This window comes from Citrobacter sp. wls613 (genome assembly GCF_005281195.1).
GTDB classification, from domain to species: Bacteria; Pseudomonadota; Gammaproteobacteria; order Enterobacterales; family Enterobacteriaceae; genus Citrobacter; species Citrobacter gillenii.
The window spans coordinates 76,915-93,149 of sequence record NZ_SZXN01000065.1; the positions used below are offsets into that span (position 1 = coordinate 76,915).

Consider the following 16,235-nt stretch of genomic DNA (forward strand, 5'->3'; position numbering starts at 1 on the left):
ACGTATGATTTTGCGTGACAATAAAAAGGCGACCCCGTGGTCGCCCTTTGTTATCGTCATACCGTTATAAATCTGGAGGATTTTTTCCTTCTTCCATAAAGTCTTTATCGATCTCCTCCACGTTGCCCTCGTGATCGCGCCCGGATAACAGATTCCAGCAGGCAAGGAACAGTGCCGCGATCAATGGGCCAATGACAAACCCGTTAATACCGTAAATCTCCATCCCGCCGAGGGTGGAAATCAAAATTAGATAATCGGGCATCTTGGTGTCTTTGCCCACCAGCAATGGGCGCAAAATATTGTCTACCAGCCCGACGATAATGACGAAGAATCCGACGATAAACAGTCCTTGCCACAACTGCTGTGTGGCAAAGAGGAAAATTGCCGCGGGTACCCAGACAATGGCTGAACCCACCGCAGGCACCAGTGAGAGAAACGCCATCAATGCGCCCCACAGAACGCTGCCGTCGATGTCCACAATGGCAAAAGCAATGCCACCGAGTGTGCCCTGAACCACCGCGACCACCGCTGTGCCTTTTACCGTGGCACGGGTGACACCGACAAATTTGGCAAACAGGTGCTGTTTAGCGAAATCGGTCAGCGGTAAAGAATCCAGAATCTGACGCACCAGGTACGGCCCGTCCTTGAGCAGGAAAAACAGCAGATACAGCATGATGCCAAAGCTGATGGCAAAGCCGAATGTCCCTTTGCCAATCAGGAATGCACTGCCGGCGAGGTACTGCCCGCCCTGTAATGCAACATCGGAGAGCTTTTGCTGAATTTGTGCCACGTTATCCAGATGGTGGTCCGCAAGGAATCCTCTGGCCCAGTCAGGAAGATACGACAGGATCGCGGTGACGACTTCCGGGAACTGCGTGTTGTTCTGTTGCAGCTTGCTGTACACCACGTTCAGTTCGATAGCCAGTGATGACAGGATCACCATCAGGGGAATAAAGACAATCAGGCAGATAATGCCAATGGTGATAAGCGACGCCAGCCCGTTGCGATCGCCCAGCGCGCTGCGCAGTTTGTTTTTCACCGGATTAAAAATAGTGGTTAATATCGCGGCCCACAGAATGGCGGAAAAGTAAGGGGACAGCACATCAAAGAACGCCCACGTCACGAGGGCGAGAATGAAAATGAAAAAACCTTTGGTCAGTCCGTTAAAACGCATTAGTGGATCCTGTAAATAAGAAGCAGTCCCGACTATAGAACTGTTCAGCGGATTTACCAACCTGCAACTGTCGGCGTGCCAGGACACGCTGAGCGAAATGGACGCGAGTCTACCGGGGTTTATTCATGTCCGGTGTTTACTCGTTTACCAATATCTTTGAGCTGAGAATACTTTTCCAGCAACTGCGGAGCATCATCCAGGCTCATGGCAAACATCCACATATAGGTCATCACAGAGTAAATGTGACCCGCATCAGCCCCGCCGCCGAGCGTCATGATGAGGATCGTCATGCCAAATAACAGAGCGACCACAATGCCAATGGACAAGTAACCCAGCGCCTCACGGTCGGATAAACAAATACGCAGCCTGGACAACAGGCGGTAATGTTTGCCGAGCGGGGAGGCGGCGGCACTATTGACCATGGCTATCTCTTTTTCGAGTCGATTATTTAATCGCAGGAAAAGCGCTTCGTTTTTGCGCGTATAGCTGCTCAGGAACAGTGAAAAAAAACCAAGAATGACAAGGCAGGCCACACCCGTCCACAACTCTATAACCAGCAGCATGATGGCAGCCCCCAGAATAGAGGCGATCGAGGTGATAAGCGCAGGCAGATGCTTTTCAAAAAAATCGACGAACTCGCGGGAAAGCGCGACCCGTGCTGCAATGGTCGAGGTATTTTGATTGTCCCGACGTTGAGCGAGAATGACGGGAACCGCCAACTCAGCATAGATCCGGGTAAATGTACGGGTATCAACACTCCGACGAGCCGCCCCTATGGCCCACATAATAAAGACCACAATGGCATAAAAAACCGCGTGTAAGGCGTTACCCGCAATAATTGCATTGATGGCAAAGCCGGCCATTAGCGGATACAGCAGATACGTCAGGTTCTCGGCAACGACGAGAAGAAATGTGACCAGGAGTTTTTTACGGTGGCGGCGGGCCAGAGACTTAAGCGTGCCAACTGCACTGTATAAGGATGTGGATTTATCGTGACTCTTCAGGCTTATCATTATCTGTGATTCTGTTAAAATTAATAATTGAGCGGTTGCTCAATTATTGCAGGTTGAGTGTATTTGAGCGGTTGCTCAAAGTCAATGCGGGGTGAATTGATGAAAAAAAAGACAGAAGAGTTGAGAGTACGAATTCTGGATGGCGCGGTGGCGCTGTTTATCGAAAAAGGGATAGAGAAGGTGACAACCCGGGAGTTGACGGAACATCTCGGCCTTTCTCGCAGCCATATCTATCACTACTTTAAGGACTGGCAGTCATTGTGCCTTGCCGCGCTGGAAAGATTTATGCAACAAGAGCTGGACGATTTAGCCGAATCGTTAGCCGGGCGCGAACCTCACGAAAAGTTAAGTGTATTGATCAAATACTACCTTCCTGAAGGTCCGGATGCCGTCTGGCAGCTTTATGACTCTTTATGGCGTCTGGCGAGCCATGACGCCGCTTACGCAGAGCTTGCAGAGCGCAATATGAATTGCTGGATGGAAATGATCGCCGACATTATTCGTGAAGGTGTGGGGTTGAAAGCGTTCCGGGCGCTGGATGCCGAACGTGTTACACGCCAGTTCGTTGCCATGCTTAACGGGTACTCAGAGAACCTGATTATTCATCCTTCACCTGAAAAATGTCAGTTGGTCAGCGACGATCTCCACGACTTTATCAGGCAGATGTTGTAAAGCTGTATAGTTCGCGCGTAGCCAATGTTCAGAAAGGCGAAAAAGGATAGAGCTGATACACCGCTACCATCACGGAGATGCTCAATAATACGCTGATGATAAAGTAGGTTTTGAATGGCTGTTTTTGTGTTTTGTGGCGAAAGAGTTGCTGACCTGCTATCGCGCCGGGCCATCCGCCGACAACGCCAAACATCAGTAATGTGAACTCTGGCACTCTGCGCCAGGCTTTTCGCGCCGCCATTTTGTCCATGCCGTAAATCACCAGCGTCAGTACGTTGGCGAGCAGTAACCATATAATAAAGGGATGTGATGTAAACAGGCTGCCGATCGCAGCGAGGATCAGCAGCAAATAACAACCGCGATTGAGATTCATAGTATTCGCCACAGCCATTTCCAGAGAGTATCGACCCTGCATTGTACGCAATACCCACGGTGAGCTGAAGCCCTGTCGGAAGCCGTAACCATAACCTGTTACTCATAGAATAATGTTCTATTCTAAAATTTGTCTTTTTAATACCAGACTTGTGCGCAAGGACGCTCACAAATAAAAATACGCGATGCCAATTGACTTACATCAATCTTTAGTCCTATTTTTACTACTCCTTTAGAGATAAATACGCATCCCTCTTTAAGGGGTTGTTACAGATATGGACAGAGATGATAGAGGGTTATTGCTAAGAGGAGAGGCTTGACGAGTGGGGAAATTGAAAAGTTAATGGCAGGGCAGGTGTGAATGTCTACATTAATATATTATAAACCGATTTTTATTATATATCGTAATGTATTGTCAGTGCTTATAATTAAAGTGAGCATAGTGTAATGCAGATTCACTTTTATGTATTCAATGCCACCATATTTTCCTTTCAATATCACTGTGTCTTCTCATCGTTCTTCTGATTTCCCACTTGTTATGATAACTTTCATATGAAGTAAATGCGCTAAATAGATGCTGCTTTTAACATTTAACGAACAAATTTCAAGGTGTTTTCAGCCGTTGACTTGAATTTACCAGACGGTCATATTTCAACACGCGAAATATCACTACCGCCCGTGGACGCGGTGCAACGGATTTAACGAACTGGAAACCAAAGAATGAAAAAAGTACTCATCGCTAGCCTGACCTTAGTCGCAATGACCACCGCACCAGCGCACGCCATCAACGCACAGTACCGTGCCCAGTTGGAGCGTTCCGGCTGCAACGAGATGAATGCTGGCAAGGGGTGCGACATCCACAAAACAAAGGCAGAGAATGCAAAAAACGCCGTGAAGCATACACCTAACTCGGTAAATGAATCCAACGTGCCGCAGTACGTTAAAGAGGCTGAGAATATTATCAACCTCAAAGGGATCGCCGCAGAAGAATATTTGATACAGCGTGGCTGGCGTCAGCAGGCAGATGGCGACTGGAAAAAAGGCGCTCACCTGATGCGCGTCATTGAGGATAAAAAAGGATTTGTGGCAAATGCCCAGATCATCAAGTAATAAAAGACCCCACACCGGGGGCCAGCCTTCGGCTGTTCAAATTCGTTCCTGACGAATTTATCACACAATTACTGACTTTATGAAATTCGAATTATTTTGGATATAGGGGGGATGTTCTTCAGGAATATGTAGTTTATCGCCATGGATAAAGAAAAGCTTTTTAAAGCATAAAATACGTGGCGGTATGATTGAGTGAGCTGTAAATAAAAACATTGACGATATACACAAAGGGTAAATGTAATGAAAGCAAAATTAATTATGGTGTTGCTTTGTTTGTCTGTGGTGGGTAATGCTAACGCTATTAGCGCCTCATACCGTAGCCAGCTTGAGAAATCAGGTTGCACACATGTTACTGATGGTAACGGCACATGTGATATTCATAAAAGTAAACGCGAAAACATGAAACACCATCACGCGGAATTAGCCCCCGCTGAACGCACTATAGATCAGGCTGTAGCCGGTAAAAAATTGAGTGAGGTTGTTCCCCTACTGGTTGCTAATGGCTGGGAACAGGATGATAACGCACCTTTAGAATTTGTCTCAAAAGAAGGTGTACGGATGATTTTAGACGTTAATCAGTCTAATGATCAGGTACAGGGCGTAAATTTAAAATAATGAATAATCCTATTTTTATACTGTGGGCGGTAGTCTGTTTAGTAGGTTACATCATAACACTTCATCTTTATCGAGTTGATCAATGAAAACTATTTTTAAAATTCTGATAGTTTCTGCGGTTTGTGGTTCCCTCTATGGCTGTGTGGTACCTCTTGCAAATGATGATTATCAGGGAGCTGGCCACCATCATCATAAAAACAATAAGGGTTATAATGAAGAAGCAGGAAATCATAGCCATTATGTGACTCGAGACGGATTCACTCTGCCGCCTTGTGATGAAATCCCCGATGCCTCCCAGGCAGATAATGGCAACCGTTGCTGGTTCGAATGATAAACGATACGCAACTGACAGCGTTGTCGTGTTAGCGCATTGATAGTGCTCGCGTTCAATACTTCAAGGGAGGCGATACGTCTCCCTTTATCATCTTATATATTAAAGGGTTATCATTTCCTTCCCTTATTTACAAGGATGCGCTACTCTCACGAATGCGTTCGCAACCAAAATGGTTCGGGTCTGTATGCGTGCTTATTAAAGGCTACTAAAAATGAAAAAAACAATCCCAGAATATACGCCAGTTGACTTATCTTGTTGGGCAAGGAAGGAGCATTTTGAGGTATTTCAGACCTTTGCTCAAAGCACAATTAACCAAACAGTTCTCTTAGACATTACCGCGCTGTTAAAACATATAAAAGAGGTTGGCTGGAAATTTTATCCTACTATTATTTTCCTGCTTTCTAAAGTCGTAAACAGACATACAGAGTTTCGTATGGCGATAAAGGACAATGAGCTTGTCATATGGAATGAAGTTCATCCAAGTTATACGATTTTCCATAATGAAACGGAGACCTTTTCATCATTATGGAGTCACTACGATGGCAATATTCATCACTTTCAACATGTTTATGCAGAAGACATGGCACGTTATGGTAATAACCTTTCTTACTGGCCTAAGGGAGAGTCGCTGGAAAATATATTTTTCGTGTCGGCCATTCCTTGGGTAAGTTTTACCAGTTTCAATATCAACGTTGCCAACATGCAGAACTTTTTTTCCCCCATGTTCACTATTGGGAAATACTACAACCAGGATGGAAAAGTAATGTTACCCCTCGCCGTTCAGGTACATCATTCCGTGTGCGATGGTTTTCATGTGGCAAGATTGATCAATGAGTTACAAGAGATTAGCGATAACATATTGCACCATTCAGAAGAGCGCAATGCTTGATGTGCCAGACGATCTCTTATTACAAGCAAGGATAGCAGTCATGTCTGCTAAGAGTACATAACCTCCTGCTACAGGGCTGCTTGAACGTAAAGCCGCCCTTTATTTTGCCTGTGATGAAGCAACAATGTTACTCAGTCATGCCGTGGTTAATGCGCGTTAACGGTTCATTGACATTAAAGATTTTGAATTGCACGTTTTGCACACCCAGCGGCTTCAGACGGGCTGTATGCTTTTTAACATATGCCAGCGCAGTTTCTTCGTCCTGGAACAGGTAGATGCCGCCGGCTTCCTGGGTTGCTTCGTTTTCTGTCCAGATTTTCCAGATAAAGCCAGGCTCCTGGTTAATGGATTCTGCCAGGTCGACAAGCTGGCGTGACATCTCTTCGCCAAACGGGCCCTGAAAATCAAAGTGCAACTGCAATAGTGTGTTTGACATAATTCCTCCATGGATAACGCTGATGCGGGTAAGTCAGTATCTTATTTTTAATTTATTGCACAATAAACGGCAAAAGATCGCTGATTCGCCAGTCGGTTGAAAATTCGTTATGATCCGCTCCCGTACTTTATCATGGCTGCCTGATGTCTACTCTCTTTGATACCTTTATTGCTCCGCCGTGCCATGACGAGATAGAGGTCCTCTATCAGGACGACCATCTGCTTCTTATCAATAAACCCACCGGTTTGCTAAGCCTGTCGGGAAAAAATCCGCAAAATATCGACTCGGTACATCACCGGCTGGTTCAGATTTATCCCGGCTGCACGCTGGTGCATCGACTTGATTTTGGCACTTCCGGGCTGATGGTGATTGCCCGCAATAAGGCTACCAATGCTGCGCTGTGCCAGCAATTCAGCCTGCGCGCTGTTACCAAGGTGTATAGCGCCTTGCTCTGTGGGCATTTGAGCGAGGATGAAGGGGTGATAGACGCTGCTATTGCCAAGGATCCGGCGCTGTTTCCGCTGATGTCGATATGCGCCATCAGCGGCAAACCCGCGCGCTCCCGCTATCGGGTTGTCGAGCGCTTTAATCATCCGCTGGAAGACGGGACTGTACTGCCGTTAACGCGGGTACATCTTTTCCCCGAAACCGGTCGCACCCATCAGTTGCGTATTCACTGTCAACATCTGGGATACGCCATTTGGGGCTGCGATCTGTATGGGGGGCGTCTGTTGCCGGGTACAGAACGGACGCCACGACTGATGCTGCATGCCAGCGAACTGCATTTTAAGCATCCTGTCAGCGGAGAAGCGATCAACGCCCACAATGGCAGTCCGTTCTGAATAGGGTGGAGACAATAGCCGCCGGGGGGCGGCTATTGCGGGGTGTTATCGCGCCGCGCGTTGTAAAATAATGGCGGACGGCTGGCGTTGCAGATAACGCATGCGCAGCATCATCATTACTGCAGCAGAGGTCAGACCGATAATAAAGCCGATCCAGAAACCTGCTGGACCCATGCGTTCAACTACCAGGTCGGTCAGTGCGAGGATATATCCGCTCGGTAAACCCAACACCCAGTAAGCGATAAAGGTGATAAAGAAAATGGAGCGCGTATCTTTATAACCACGCAGGATCCCACTGCCAATGACCTGAATCGAGTCCGATATTTGATACACGGCGGCCAGCAACATGAGCTGGGCAGCTAGCGTCACCACTTCAGGATTATTGTTGTAGAGCAGGGCGATGTGCTCACGCAGGGTCACGGTGAACACTGCGGTTAACACCGCCATGCAAACACCGACGCCCAACCCGGTTCTGGCTGCAGTTTGGGCATCAAGCGTTGACCCCTGGCCCAGACGATAACCCACGCGAATCGTTACGGCGGCTGCCAGCGACATCGGCAGAACGAACATGAGCGAGCTAAAGTTCAGCGCGATTTGGTGTCCGGCCACGTCAACAATCCCCAGCGGGGAAACCAGCAATGCCACTACGGCGAACAACGTTACTTCAAAGAATAATGCCAGCGCAATCGGTAAGCCCAACTGGATCAGGCGCTTCATCACCGCGGTATCGGGTTTCTGGAAACCGCGGACGTTGCGAATATCACGCATTGAGCGCGCACGTTTAACGTAGGACAACATGGCGAGAAACATCACCCAGTACACCGCCGCAGTGGCAACGCCGCAGCCTACGCCGCCGAGTTCTGGCATGCCAAAATGCCCATAGATGAAAATGTAGTTAACCGGGATGTTGACCAACAGGCCGAGAAACCCCATCACCATCGCCGGTTTGGTTTTGGCCAGACCTTCACACTGGTTACGAGCTACCTGGAAGAATAAATAGCCAGGCGCGCCCCACAACAGCGCGCGCAGGTAGCCGACGGCTTTATCGGCCAGCGCCGGATCGATATTATCCATGGAGCGGATAATGTATCCCGCATTCCAGAGCACCACCATAATGAGCACAGATACGCTGCCCGCCAGCCAGAAACCCTGGCGTATTTGATGAGCAATGCGGTCGCGGCGACCCGATCCGTTAAGTTGCGCAATGACTGGCGTCAATGCCAGCAGGAGTCCGTGACCAAATAAGATGGCCGGGAGCCAAATGGAGGTCCCGATAGCGACGGCAGCCATGTCCGTCGCGCTGTATCCACCCGCCATGACGGTATCGACGAACCCCATTGCGGTTTGGGCGATTTGCGCAAGAATCACCGGAATTGCCAGAGCTAATAACTGACGCGCTTCGATTACATACTTTTGCACGTTTACACCATTATATTGTTGTTATTTGAGAGACTAAAAAAGCCGCCTGAGAGGGCAGCAAGAAGAAAATACAGGGGAAATTGCAGTCTATTGTAGCGAGGAATACGTAATTCTCCAGTGAAAAAACAGGTGGGGGCGGTGCATTGCTGGCAACCGCAATTTTCACCTGCTATTGTGCACAACAGATATGTCTTAATTACGTTCAGGAGTTAGAGGTATGTTTACGGGTATTGTGCAGGGCACCGCGAAACTGGTGTCTATTGATGAGAAACCAAATTTTCGTACGCATGTAGTGGAGTTACCTGAATACATGCTGGATGGCCTGGAGACGGGTGCATCAGTTGCACACAATGGTTGTTGTCTGACGGTGACCGACATTAACGGCAATCACATCAGCTTTGACCTGATGAAAGAAACGCTGCGTATTACCAATCTGGGCGAGCTTAAAGTGGGCGATCGGGTCAACGTAGAGCGCGCGGCAAAATTCAGCGATGAGATCGGCGGGCATTTAATGTCAGGCCATATTATGACTACCGCTGAGATATCAAAAATTCTGACCTCAGAAAATAATCGTCAGATCTGGTTTAAGGTGCAGGATGCGTCGTTGATGAAATATATCCTGTACAAAGGATTTATCGGCATTGATGGTATCAGCCTGACGGTTGGCGAAGTAACACCGACGCGTTTTTGCGTGCATTTGATCCCGGAAACGCTGGAGCGTACGACGCTTGGTAAGAAAAAACTGGGGGCTCGGGTCAACATCGAAATCGACCCACAAACGCAGGCGGTCGTGGATACCGTTGAGCGCGTGCTGGCGGCAAAAGAAAGTGCAGTAAATCACGTCACCGGCGAAGTCTAAGCCGGCGCGTTTCCAGGCCCCCGTTGAAGGCGGGGGCGAGAATGACTAGCGTGGAACGCGCAGACCGTGTTCTACGCCACGTGAGAACACCACCTGCCAGAGCTGAATATCACGGGCGCGAAATGCGCCGGCACAGGCGTTGAGGTAGTAGCTGAACATACGTTTAAAGCGCTCGGTGTAGTGATCGGTGATTTCAGGCCAGGTTGCCATAAAGCGCGTATGCCAGGCCATCAGTGTAGTATCGTAATCGGCGCCAAAGTTGTGCCAGTCTTCCATCACAAAATGCGGCTCGCTGGCTTTCGCAATCTGGCGCACGGACGGCAAGCAACCATTCGGGAAAATATACTTATTGATCCACGGATCGACGTTATTGTCGGTTTTTCTGGATCCAATGCTGTGGAGCAAAAACAGACCCTCTGGTTTTAAATTGCGATCGACAACATCAAAATAGGTGTTGTAGTTTTTTGGACCCACATGCTCAAACATGCCAACGGAGACAATGCGGTCGAAACGATCGTGCAGGTCGCGGTAATCCTCAAGCAAAATAGTGACATCCAGCCCTTCACTCCGTGTTTGTGCCAGTTTCTGCTGTTCGGCAGAAATGGTCACCCCCACGACGCTGACGCCGTAATGGGCGGCCATAAACTGGGACAAGCCTCCCCAGCCGCAGCCAATGTCCAGCACGCGCATCCCCGGTTTGAGCTGTAATTTTTCGGCGATCATATTGAGCTTCGCCTGTTGGGCTGACTCCAGGGTCGTGGCGTCCTTCCAGTAGGCACAGGAATATTGCATGTAGGGATCAAGCATGCGGGTGAAGAGATCGTTGCCTAAATCGTAGTGTTCTTTTCCGACAACCCACGCGCGTTTTTTATTCTGTAAATTGAACAGGCGCGCGGCGGCGATTCGCAGCGTGTCTTTAAAGTGGCGGGGGAGTTGGCCTTCAAGGCCGGCACGTAAAACCTGAGTAAAAAACATGTCCAGCCGATCGCATTCCCACCAGCCATCCATATAACTTTCACCTAAACCCAGCGAACCTTCCTGTAAAACTCGCTTGTAAAAATCGGGGTTGTTAACGCGAATATCTGCCGGTGCAGTACCATTAATGGTAATGCCCGCACGGTTTAATAATTCACTGGTGATTCGATACCAGTCATCATCTGGTACGCTGACGTCTTCTATACACGATGAACTCATAGCTTCTCCATCACAGGTCGGTGATCAGAACCTTAAAACAGCGTAGACGCTTTTTTGGGCTTTGTGAGAAATCTCACGGAATGAATCCGCGAATCTGTTTTCCGACGTAGAACAGAGGAAGGGAGAACCCCTTACCGAAAAGGCCATCCGTGGTTAAGCGGGAACATGCGTGTTCCCGTTAACACATAAAAATTATCGTTTTTGTAACAACTGGAAATCAGTATAGGCCTGAATTTTTGTGGGTTCAATCAAAAAATATTAGCCCACTAATTAATTATTCAAGCGCTATGAATGTGATTCGCCGGGCGCAGCAGTAGAAACCTCATCAGCGTGAGAGCGACATTCTTTCTGCGACTGCATTTTGTACCCCAGCGCGGCCAGCAACACCGTGGACAGCATGACGCCGGTGGTGGTGAATAGCGGCGTGCTGATCAACCACGACACAACCAGACTTGCCAGGAAGCATAAGCCCAGTTGCAGCGTATTCTGCAGCGCTGCGGCACGTCCTGTTGCCTGTGGGAAGGGACGCAAAGCCTGAGCAACGACAATCGGATAGATAGCACCGTTCGCTATTGCCATCACGCAGAATGGGATCAGGATTTCGGCCAGCGCAACGTGGTGAATAAAGCCGACCGCCCAGGTAGCGATAACGCTCACTGCATACAGAATGAGCAGCCACGGCAGTAATTGACGACCTTCCCATTTTTGCAGGGCGGCACGACAGCCGTATCCGCCGATCAAAAAGGCGATGGTTTGCGGCACATAGCTCAGGCCAATGACGGCCGGGCTATAGCCCATCTCGCTCAGGATAAACGGCGAGCCGGTCAGCCACGCGAAAAAGCTCGCAGAACAGGCCGCATAAATCAGCACGTTGCCGCGGTAGGTTCTGGAGCGCAACAGGGTGGCAAAGGTGAGCTTATCCTGGCTATCGTCACGCGCTTTAGCCGTGGGCTTCAGGCGCAGGGCCGGCAGCATCAGGATCAGGGTGATGGCAAACAGGGTGGCAAAAATAGCCTGCCAGGAAAAATGCATCAGGATCCAACTGCCTAATAATGGTGCGAGCGCGGGAGATAACCCGACCAGCGGCATAATGGTGGCAAAGATACGGTTCACTTTTTGCGAGGGATAATAATCAGCAACCAACGCCTGCCAGATAACCGACGCCGCACAGACGCCCACAGCCTGGATAAAGCGCAGCACCAGCAAGCCGGTGGCGTTTTCGACCCAAAGCATGCCAAGACTGCTCAGCGCGAAGATGGAGAGGCCCAGTAGCAAAATAGGCTTGCGGCCATAATGGTCGGAGAGTGGCCCCCACAGAAGTTGCGCGATGGCAAAACCCGCTAAGAACAGGCTAAGGCTGGCGCTGACGGCTGATGCTGGGGTTTGCAAATCGGACTGAATAGCCGCAAATGCTGGCAAATACATATCCGTTGCCAGAAAACCGAGCACGCTAAGACCTGCCAGCCAGACTAAAAACCCTTTTCCAGGTTGCATCATTATTTCTCTTTATAAGCAATAGAACAGTGCCGCTGAGTGTAGTGAGTGAAATTCTTGCTGTGAAACGCTAATATTTGCTTATTGATTTCAAATTTTTTGCAGGCAGAGTATGTGGTCAGAATATTCCCTTGAAGTGGTGGATGCAGTCGCACGCAACGGCAGCTTTAGTTCTGCCGCCCAGGAGTTGCACCGCGTGCCTTCGGCGGTGAGCTATACCGTGCGTCAACTGGAGGAGTGGTTGGCTGTGCCTCTTTTCGAACGTCGCCATCGGGATGTGGAATTAACCCCCGCCGGGGCGTGGTTTTTAAAAGAAGGGCGTTCTGTTATCAAAAAAATGCAGATCACTCGCCAACAATGTCAGCAAATTGCCAACGGCTGGCGTGGGCAACTGGCGATTGCCGTCGATAATATTGTCAGGCCGGAGCGGACCCGGCAGATGATTGTGGATTTCTACCGTCATTTTGATGATGTGGAGTTAATCGTTTTTCAGGAGGTGTTTAACGGCGTCTGGGATGCGTTATCGGACGGGCGCGTGGAGCTGGCGATTGGCGCGACGCAGGCTATTCCGGTAGGGGGGCGCTATACGTTTCGCGATATGGGAATGTTGAGCTGGAACTGCGTGGTGGCAAGTCATCATCCGCTGGCGTCGATGCCGGGACCGCTCAGTGACGATACGTTGCGCAACTGGCCGTCGCTGGTACGAGAAGATACCTCCCGTACGTTGCCAAAACGTATTACCTGGCTACTGGATAACCAAAAACGGGTGGTAGTGCCTGACTGGGAGTCATCTGCCACCTGCTTATCGGCTGGGCTCTGTGTTGGGATGGTGCCGACGCATTTTTCCAAACCGTGGATCGACAGCGGAAAATGGGTTGCACTACAGCTTGAAAATCCCTTTCCTGATGCCGCGTGTTGCCTGACCTGGCAGCAAAACGATACGTCACCCGCACTGAGATGGCTGCTGGACTATTTAGGGGACAGTGAAACGTTGAATAAAGAGTGGTTGCGGGAGCCAGAGTAAGGCTCCCGCACAACAGATTAACGACGATAATCGCGGAACGGACCATCGGCCACGGAGCGACGTTCTACCAGGCGCGGGTGCACCTCAATAGACTGTGACTCTTCGCGTTTATTCACGATACGGTCTAACAGCATGTTAAAGGCCGTTTCACCGAGCGAATCTTTTGGCTGATGAATGGTGGTTAATGCCGGGGTGAAGAAGCGGGCGTTACGCACGTTGTCGTAACCAATCAGCGACACATCTTGGGGGACGCGCAGGCCCATCTCGTCAGCGGCGCAAAGCGCGCCCATCGCCATGATATCACCACCACAGAAGACGGCGGTCGGGCGGTGCGACTGGGAGAGGATCTGCTGCATGGCGCGATACCCGGATTCAGGCTCAAAATCGCCCTGGACAATCCAGTTGTCAGGCACTTTAATCAGCGCTTCTTCCATCGCCTTCATAAAGCCCGCCAGGCGTCCGGCGCCGGTGTTACGCTCCATAGGTCCTGGGATCACACCAATCTCGCGATGACCGCGTTCAACCAGATAACGGCCTGCCATATAACCGCCTTCAAAGGCGTTATCGATGACCGTATCGGTAAAATCGGCTTTGGCTTCGCCCCAATCCATCACCACCATCGGAATATGGCGATATTCTTCGAGCATGGAAAGCAGAGGTTCCGGGTATTCAGAACACATCACCAGCAGACCATCTACGCGCTTCTGCGCCATCATGGAGAGGTAGGCCTGCTGTTTCTCGAGGCTGTTCCACGCGTTGCCCAGAATCAGCGTATAGCCTTTCTGGAAGCAGTTCTTCTCAACGGCTTCGATGATTTCCGCAAAGTAGGCGGCTTCGCTGCTGGTCGCCAACAAGCCAATCGATTTAGTGTGATTCACCTTCAGACTGCGTGCCACCGCGCTTGGGGAATAATGTAGTTCTTTAATTGCTGCCCAGACGGCATTGCGCGTTTCTTCCGCGACAAAGCGTGTTTTGTTAATTACGTGTGATACGGTTGTAGTGGAAACGTTTGCTCGCTTCGCTACATCTTTAATTGTTGCCATTACATCTCACTCCAGACCATATCCTAAGTTCCTGAGAATACTCCAGGTAAACGTTTGCCTTCACACACCCTTCGCGCAACATCAGGGTTGCGGTACGCCAGGAAAACGACACGGAACGTCAGGAAGGGGTCAATGGCCGGTACGCTAATCAAGTAAGCGTGGAATTTTGTCTGATCTTTACGAAAAGGGGAAGAGTTAAAAGCATTTATCAATATAAATCGTGAGAGATTTTTACCTTCAAGTGTGCAAAAATGCGCAATATCATTTTTTGTGTGGGAATAAAAAGGAGAAAACTTGATGAGCACCGATCTGAAATTTTCGTTAGTCACCACCATTATTGTTCTGGGTTTGATTGTTGCCAGTGGTTTAACCGCCGCGCTGCATTGATGTATCGCCGAGGGAGAGCTATCTCCCTCATCCCGCCAACCCGTCCTCCCACTGCTATTGTTTGCAAATAAGCAAAAGTCTTTTGCATTTTTGTTAACTTTATTATTTTTGCGATCAATGTCATGCTTTTGACTCTTATTCTGTGTCGTGCCACGGCTCGACGTTACGGAGTCGCTGTATGAAAATAAATTATCCACTACTGGCGCTGGCGATAGGGGCGTTTGGTATCGGCACGACAGAGTTTTCTCCGATGGGGTTATTACCCGTCATCGCTAAAGGCGTCGATGTCTCGATTCCGGCGGCAGGGATGCTAATTAGCGCCTATGCGGTAGGGGTGATGGTCGGTGCACCGTTAATGACCTTATTGCTTTCTCATCGCGGGCGCCGCAATGCGCTGATTTTTCTGATGGCGATTTTTACGCTCGGCAACGTGCTGTCGGCGTTATCTCCCGATTACACTACTCTGATGCTGTCGCGTATTCTGACCAGTCTTAACCATGGGGCCTTTTTTGGTCTCGGCTCGGTTGTAGCGGCAAGCGTGGTGCCAAAGCACAAACAGGCCAGCGCTGTCGCCACCATGTTTATGGGACTCACCATCGCCAATATTGGTGGCGTTCCTGCAGCGACCTGGCTGGGTGAAACCATCGGCTGGCGCATGTCCTTTATGGCAACGGCGGGTCTGGGGGTTATCTCGATGGTCAGCCTGTTCTTCTCGTTGCCGAAAGGCGGAGCAGGGGAGCGTCCGAACGTGCGCAGAGAGCTGGCGGTGCTCATGCGCCCGCAGGTGGTGTCAGCGTTGCTGACTACTGTGCTGGGCGCCGGTGCGATGTTCACGCTCTATACCTATATTTCACCGGTGCTACATAGCATCACCCATGCCACGCCTGCCTTTGTAACCGGAATGCTGGTGCTGATTGGCGTCGGGTTCTCAATCGGTAACTATCTGGGCGGCAAGCTGGCGGACCGCTCAGTCAACGGCACGCTGAAAGGCTTCTTACTGCTATTGATGGTGATTATGCTGGCAATCCCGTTACTGGCGCGTAGTGAATTGGGTGCAGCCATCAGCATGGTAGTCTGGGGTGCGGCAACCTTTGCGGTAGTTCCGCCGTTACAGATGCGTGTGATGCGCGTTGCCAGCGACGCGCCGGGCTTATCATCCTCGGTCAACATTGGTGCGTTTAATCTGGGGAATGCGCTAGGTGCGGCGGCGGGTGGCGCAGTGATATCGGGTGGTTTAGGTTACAGTTTTGTCCCGGTGATGGGGGCAATTGTGGCTGGGATGGCGTTGCTACTGGTCTTTGTCTCCGCGAGAAAACAGCCTGACGAGGCCTGCAGCGTCACGAACTAACGCTAAAACG

Annotated in this window: 18 protein-coding genes; 10 read left to right on the forward strand and 8 right to left on the reverse strand. The window is 49.9% G+C overall.

The window, feature by feature from the left end; genetic code table 11:
* Positions 1 to 64: 64 nt before the first annotated feature.
* Both FDX01_RS15185 and FDX01_RS15190 read right to left on the reverse strand, forming a co-directional pair.
* Positions 65 to 1,174, reverse strand: coding sequence for an AI-2E family transporter (locus FDX01_RS15185; protein ID WP_096757171.1), 1,110 nt, complete (start codon positions 1,172 to 1,174; stop codon positions 65 to 67).
* 119 nt (positions 1,175 to 1,293) lie between these two features.
* Complete coding sequence (locus FDX01_RS15190; protein WP_170974781.1) at positions 1,294 to 2,187, reverse strand: ABC transporter six-transmembrane domain-containing protein; 894 nt, start codon at positions 2,185 to 2,187, stop codon at positions 1,294 to 1,296.
* A 99-nt stretch (positions 2,188 to 2,286) separates the two neighbouring features.
* On the opposite strand from FDX01_RS15190, the gene FDX01_RS15195 reads away from it, so the two are divergent.
* A complete protein-coding gene (locus tag FDX01_RS15195; RefSeq protein ID WP_137400068.1) occupies positions 2,287 to 2,859 on the forward strand; it encodes a TetR/AcrR family transcriptional regulator in 573 nt (190 codons plus the stop codon).
* A 28-nt stretch (positions 2,860 to 2,887) separates the two neighbouring features.
* Here the strand turns inward: FDX01_RS15195 and FDX01_RS15200 are convergent, their stop codons facing one another.
* The gene (locus FDX01_RS15200) at positions 2,888 to 3,232 is read right to left on the reverse strand and encodes a DUF1294 domain-containing protein (RefSeq protein ID WP_117343122.1); all 345 of its coding nucleotides are present in this window, start codon (positions 3,230 to 3,232) and stop codon (positions 2,888 to 2,890) included.
* A gap of 719 nt (positions 3,233 to 3,951) precedes the next feature.
* On the opposite strand from FDX01_RS15200, the gene FDX01_RS15205 reads away from it, so the two are divergent.
* The 4 genes from FDX01_RS15205 (at position 3,952) to catA (ending at position 6,179) form a co-directional block, all read left to right on the forward strand.
* On the forward strand, positions 3,952 to 4,341 hold the full coding sequence (locus tag FDX01_RS15205; RefSeq protein ID WP_137400069.1) for a hypothetical protein: 390 nt from the start codon (positions 3,952 to 3,954) through the stop codon (positions 4,339 to 4,341).
* 240 nt (positions 4,342 to 4,581) lie between these two features.
* The gene (locus FDX01_RS15210) at positions 4,582 to 4,956 is read left to right on the forward strand and encodes a hypothetical protein (RefSeq protein ID WP_137400070.1); all 375 of its coding nucleotides are present in this window, start codon (positions 4,582 to 4,584) and stop codon (positions 4,954 to 4,956) included.
* A gap of 82 nt (positions 4,957 to 5,038) precedes the next feature.
* On the forward strand, positions 5,039 to 5,287 hold the full coding sequence (locus FDX01_RS15215) for a hypothetical protein (protein ID WP_137400071.1): 249 nt from the start codon (positions 5,039 to 5,041) through the stop codon (positions 5,285 to 5,287).
* 214 nt (positions 5,288 to 5,501) lie between these two features.
* Positions 5,502 to 6,179, forward strand: coding sequence for a type A chloramphenicol O-acetyltransferase (gene catA / locus FDX01_RS15220; protein WP_137400072.1), 678 nt, complete (start codon positions 5,502 to 5,504; stop codon positions 6,177 to 6,179).
* Positions 6,180 to 6,306: 127 nt separating this feature from the next.
* Here catA and FDX01_RS15225 read toward each other — a convergent pair whose 3' ends face one another.
* On the reverse strand, positions 6,307 to 6,615 hold the full coding sequence (locus tag FDX01_RS15225; protein WP_137400073.1) for a monooxygenase: 309 nt from the start codon (positions 6,613 to 6,615) through the stop codon (positions 6,307 to 6,309).
* 143 nt (positions 6,616 to 6,758) lie between these two features.
* On the opposite strand from FDX01_RS15225, the gene FDX01_RS15230 reads away from it, so the two are divergent.
* Positions 6,759 to 7,457 (forward strand): RluA family pseudouridine synthase, encoded by a 699-nt coding sequence (locus FDX01_RS15230; protein ID WP_137400074.1) that lies wholly within the window; start codon positions 6,759 to 6,761, stop codon positions 7,455 to 7,457.
* 45 nt (positions 7,458 to 7,502) lie between these two features.
* Here the strand turns inward: FDX01_RS15230 and mdtK are convergent, their stop codons facing one another.
* Positions 7,503 to 8,876 (reverse strand): MdtK family multidrug efflux MATE transporter, encoded by a 1,374-nt coding sequence (mdtK, locus tag FDX01_RS15235; RefSeq protein WP_096757166.1) that lies wholly within the window; start codon positions 8,874 to 8,876, stop codon positions 7,503 to 7,505.
* Between the two features lie 217 nt (positions 8,877 to 9,093).
* On the opposite strand from mdtK, the gene FDX01_RS15240 reads away from it, so the two are divergent.
* The gene (locus tag FDX01_RS15240) at positions 9,094 to 9,735 is read left to right on the forward strand and encodes a riboflavin synthase subunit alpha (protein ID WP_096757165.1); all 642 of its coding nucleotides are present in this window, start codon (positions 9,094 to 9,096) and stop codon (positions 9,733 to 9,735) included.
* 45 nt (positions 9,736 to 9,780) lie between these two features.
* On the opposite strand, the gene cfa is transcribed toward FDX01_RS15240, so the two are convergent.
* Positions 9,781 to 10,929, reverse strand: coding sequence for a cyclopropane fatty acyl phospholipid synthase (gene cfa / locus FDX01_RS15245; RefSeq protein WP_137400075.1), 1,149 nt, complete (start codon positions 10,927 to 10,929; stop codon positions 9,781 to 9,783).
* Between the two features lie 285 nt (positions 10,930 to 11,214).
* Entirely contained in the window at positions 11,215 to 12,423 is a 1,209-nt protein-coding gene (gene punC / locus FDX01_RS15250) for a purine nucleoside transporter PunC (RefSeq protein WP_096757163.1), read from the reverse strand.
* A 112-nt stretch (positions 12,424 to 12,535) separates the two neighbouring features.
* Here punC and punR point away from each other — a divergent pair, with 112 nt between their 5' ends.
* Positions 12,536 to 13,447 (forward strand): DNA-binding transcriptional activator PunR, encoded by a 912-nt coding sequence (gene punR / locus FDX01_RS15255; RefSeq protein ID WP_096757162.1) that lies wholly within the window; start codon positions 12,536 to 12,538, stop codon positions 13,445 to 13,447.
* 17 nt (positions 13,448 to 13,464) lie between these two features.
* Here punR and purR read toward each other — a convergent pair whose 3' ends face one another.
* Positions 13,465 to 14,490 carry an HTH-type transcriptional repressor PurR gene (purR, locus tag FDX01_RS15260; RefSeq protein WP_096757161.1) on the reverse strand — a complete coding sequence of 342 codons (1,026 nt, stop codon included), beginning with the start codon at positions 14,488 to 14,490 and terminating at the stop codon, positions 13,465 to 13,467.
* 297 nt (positions 14,491 to 14,787) lie between these two features.
* Here purR and cydH point away from each other — a divergent pair, with 297 nt between their 5' ends.
* Both cydH and FDX01_RS15270 read left to right on the forward strand, forming a co-directional pair.
* The gene (cydH, locus tag FDX01_RS15265) at positions 14,788 to 14,877 is read left to right on the forward strand and encodes a cytochrome bd-I accessory subunit CydH (protein WP_072036634.1); all 90 of its coding nucleotides are present in this window, start codon (positions 14,788 to 14,790) and stop codon (positions 14,875 to 14,877) included.
* 178 nt (positions 14,878 to 15,055) lie between these two features.
* A complete protein-coding gene (locus tag FDX01_RS15270; protein WP_115258577.1) occupies positions 15,056 to 16,225 on the forward strand; it encodes an MFS transporter in 1,170 nt (389 codons plus the stop codon).
* Positions 16,226 to 16,235: the final 10 nt, after the last annotated feature.